Annotated in this window: 3 protein-coding genes; all 3 read left to right on the plus strand. The window is 34.4% G+C overall.

The features are described from left to right. The first annotated feature begins 419 nt into the window (after positions 1–419). From QM536_09490 to queG, 3 genes are read left to right on the plus strand one after another with little or no spacing between them, the layout of a single operon-like run. Positions 420–2,093 carry a 1-acyl-sn-glycerol-3-phosphate acyltransferase gene (locus QM536_09490; protein ID MDI9357242.1) on the plus strand — a complete coding sequence of 558 codons (1,674 nt, stop codon included), beginning with the start codon at positions 420–422 and terminating at the stop codon, positions 2,091–2,093. After that, on the plus strand, positions 2,071–3,120 hold the full coding sequence (locus tag QM536_09495) for an NAD(P)H-dependent glycerol-3-phosphate dehydrogenase (GenBank protein ID MDI9357243.1): 1,050 nt from the start codon (positions 2,071–2,073) through the stop codon (positions 3,118–3,120). The genes QM536_09490 and QM536_09495 overlap by 23 nt, the downstream gene beginning before the upstream one ends. A gap of 47 nt (positions 3,121–3,167) precedes the next feature. Beyond that, positions 3,168–4,106, plus strand: a complete 939-nt coding sequence (gene queG / locus QM536_09500; protein ID MDI9357244.1) for a tRNA epoxyqueuosine(34) reductase QueG — start codon at positions 3,168–3,170, stop codon at positions 4,104–4,106. Positions 4,107–4,216: the final 110 nt, after the last annotated feature.

A 4,216-nucleotide genomic window follows, 5' to 3' on the forward strand; every position in this document is an offset into this window, starting at 1 on the left:
ATATTCGTGAAATAAAATATTCGTTTTTTACGTTTTTAATTCGCAACGGTCTCATCTTACTCATCTTCCAAAAATCACGGTGATACATTCTTTCATAACCGCAAGCAAAGGAGAATCGTTTTTTGACCTCCCCCAGCTTCTACCAATACTTCGGTGCTACGCACCTTTTTATTTGTAGTTTGAAACTGAACATTTTTGTAAAAGAGGATTTTCAGAGTGGAATCAACCATTTCCCATACATATGTCTACAGAAATGAAATCACATACAAGTATCCAAAATAACTAATCAAACCAAGTTATATTTTTGAAAAAACCATATTTTATATTCTTTATGGAAACAAAAATAGAAAATATAGTATTTTGTGTAATTTTGTAATTATCAAAAAGAGTATTATCATTTTTTAATTATACATAACTGAATGGCAAAAAGAATATACAATAAAGTAATTCCTAAAAGTAATGATTGGGCAATAGTGCAGTTGAGTAGAAATAGAAAAGAATTTAATCAAAAAGTTATAGACCAGACGTTACAAGTTCTTAATAATGACAAGGAAAGGGTTCGTCCAATGCGAGATGAGATATTAGTAACCTGTAACCGTGAACTCCTTCGTATCAAAAGGAATAAGTGGAAGATAGACCCCTTAGACGATACTTTTTTTTGGCAAAATGTGAAGAAAAAAATAGAGGAAAGTTCGTCTTTGCCGCTTGAAGTACAGGAAAAAATAGATAGGGAGATACAGGAAAGTATTATAAAAAGGTATGTGAATGAAATTTCGGGGGACTTTCAGAACAGCCATTATCAGTTTGCGAAGCGGGTAGCTACCTTTGGCTTTGCCCGATTGCTGAATGCAGTGAGGGTAAAAGGGTTCTTCTCTCTCTTTAGCAAACAATTAGATTTGGGAGATAAAATTATTGTTTCAGGAGAGGTAGAATCCTTACGAGAACTTTCTACTATGGGTACAATTGTTATGGTGCCGACACATTTTAGTAATTTAGATTCTGCCTTAATTGGTTGGGTAATTCAGTATCTGGGATTGCCCCCTTTTATTTATGGAGCGGGGCTCAATCTTTTTAATATGAAAATCTTTGCTTATTTTATGAACAGCTTAGGAGCATTTAAAGTGGATAGACGAAAAAAAAATATCCATTATTTAGAGGCACTCAAAATGTATTCTAAAGAAATTATCAAATACGGATGTCATAATTTATTCTTCCCTGGCGGAACTCGCTCTCGCTCAGGAGCAATAGAAGAAAACCTCAAGCTGGGGCTTTTAAGCACCACTCTCATTGCCCAAAGGGAACTTATAGAAGAATCTCTAAGTTCAGATCAAAAACCACGCAAAATCTTTATTGTCCCTGTGGTAATCAATTACCACTTTGTCTTGGAAGCCCCTACTCTTATAAAAGAATATCTTTCCCAGCATGCAAAGGAATCTTTTTATAAAGAGGAGGATGAATTTTCTACCTCTTATAAAATTCTCAAGTTCATTTTGAAATTTTTTACGAAGGGTTCGGATATATCCGTAAATATTTGTAAACCAATAGATGTCTTTGGCAACTATATTGATAAACAAGGAAATAGTATTGATAAACAGGGGAATACTATTGATATAAAAGATTATTTTTTATTTCAGAAAGAGATGATTTTTAATGCCCAAAGGGAAAACCAATATGCCTTATTGCTCTCTAAAAAAATCGTCCAAGAATATCACAAAAATAATACTATTTTTTCCAGTCATTTAGTAGCCTTCCTTGCTTACGAAATTATTAAAAAACGAAACCAAAATTTAGATGTCTATGACCTTTTGCGCCTCAACGAAGATGATTTAGTGATAGAGTATGACTTTTTTAGAGAAAAAATTATCTCTCTTCTACAACATATAATGAGTACAAATAATGAAATACAGTATTCAGATTATTTAAAAAAAACACCCGATGATATTATTAATCATGGTATCTATAATTGCGGGCTGTATCACATAAACAGACCTGTACTAAAGAATAAACAAGGAAATATAACTACGCAAGATATGTCTCTCTTATATTATTATCATAATAGAATGAAGGGTTATGAAATGGAGCAATATGTATAATAATAACCCTGTTGGCGTAATTGGAACGGGAAGCTTTGGAATAGTTATTGCCAATATTATTGCAAAAAAACGAAAAGTATTCCTCTATGCACGAAACCAAGAAAGACAAAATGAATTGGAGCAAGCCCGCTCACAAACCCTTCATAAAAATATAATAATCACCACTAATATTCAGTATGTTTTAGGGGAATGTTCTACTATTTTTCCTATTATTCCTTCCTTACATTTTAGGGATAGCGTAAGGAAAATGAGTCCTTTCTTAAAACCCTACCATATACTGATACACGGCACAAAGGGTTTTGATACAATGCAATCCAAAAAAGAATTTAAAAAAAATGATATCCTGAGCCGTCATCAGATAAAGACAATGAGTGAGGTGATTACGGAGGAAACTTCTGTGGTAAGGATAGGATGCTTATCCGGTCCCAATCTTGCCAAAGAGATGCAACAAAAACTTCCCGCCGCATCCGTTATAGCGAGCCATTTTGACGAAGTCATTACAGAGGGAATACAAATTCTTAAAAACGATACATTTATAGTATTTGGAAACAAGGATTTATTGGGAGTAGAACTCTGCGGCTCTCTGAAAAATATCATAGCCATAGGAGCAGGTCTCATATATGGACTTTCTTTTGGAGAAAATGCAAAAGCATCCCTCATAAGCAGGGGATTAGTGGAGATGATGTATATAGGCAAGGTAATGGGAGCAAATACTAAATCCTTTATGGGTTTAGCGGGAGTAGGAGATATTATTGCTACTTGCTCAAGCACTACGAGTAGAAACTTTACCGTGGGAGTACGTCTTGCAAAGGGCGAAAAAATAGAAGATATTATTGGGTCTATCCATGAGGTAGCCGAAGGGGTAAAAACAATAGATACCATTATTGCCCTATCCAAGTATTACAAAATCAGATGCCCTATCAGTGAGGTGCTTTTCAAAATAATCCATAGGGAAATGTCTGTATCTGATGCCAGCCATTTCTTGATGCGATTCTCCTCAAAAGACGAAATAGGGTTTATTGATTAGCAAACAAACCTATTCTCCCTTATTATTCAACATATCAAATACACCAAATGTTTTTCAGCACAAAAGAAAAGAGTACTCACATAAAAAAAATTGCTATGGATTTAGGATTTAGCTTTTGTGGTATCTCCAAAGCGGAGTTTTTAGAAGAAGAAGCCCCTCGTTTTGAGAGGTGGCTAAAAAATAACTTTCACTCGGATATGAAGTATTTAGAAAAAAATTTTGACAAAAGAATGGACCCCCGAAAGTTAGTAGAGGGAGCGCGGTCTGTTATTTCTTTGATGTATAATTATTATCCCGAAAAAACCATTGCTTTGGAAGACGAATATAAAGTTTCTAAATATGCCTATAGCAAAGAAGACTACCATTTTATAATCAAGAGAAAACTCACTACTTTTGTAGACCGAATAAAAAAAGAAATAGGCAATTTGGAGGGACGTTCTTTTGTGGACTCCGCTCCCGTGCATGAAAGGGCATGGGCAAAGAAAGCGGGATTAGGGTGGATTGGAAAAAATTCCCTTCTGATAAACAAACAAAAAGGAAGTTTTTTTTTCTTAGCAGAACTCATCAGCGATATGGATTTGGAAGCAGACGGACCTATAAAAGATTATTGTGGAACCTGCACCCGCTGTATGGATGCTTGCCCTACCCAAGCTATTCCAATTCCTTATATAGTAGATGCTTCTCGTTGTATTTCCTATTTTACCATAGAAATGAAGGGAGAGATACCTGTGGAAATGAAAGGGAAGTTTGAAAATTGGATTTTTGGATGCGATATTTGTCAAGATGTATGCCCTTGGAATAGATTCTCTACCAAAAACACAGATCCTGCTTTTGAATACTCGGATATTTTCTTTCAGATGAAAAAATCAGATTGGGAAGAACTTACAGAGGAAGCCTTTCATACATTCTTTAAAAATTCTGCTTTAAAACGAAGCAAATTTCATGGCATAAAAAGAAATGTCTTGTTCCATAAAAAACTTTCTTAATAGTTATGAATTATGAATGGTTTTTGTATGCAATAACAAATAAAAAAGAGAGTGCCTTTTTACAGATGCTCTCTTTTTCTATATGTTATTTTGCGAGATAGTATGTAAGC

Source organism: Chitinophagaceae bacterium (assembly GCA_030053935.1).
Lineage (GTDB): Bacteria > Bacteroidota > Bacteroidia > Cytophagales > JASGCU01 > JASGCU01.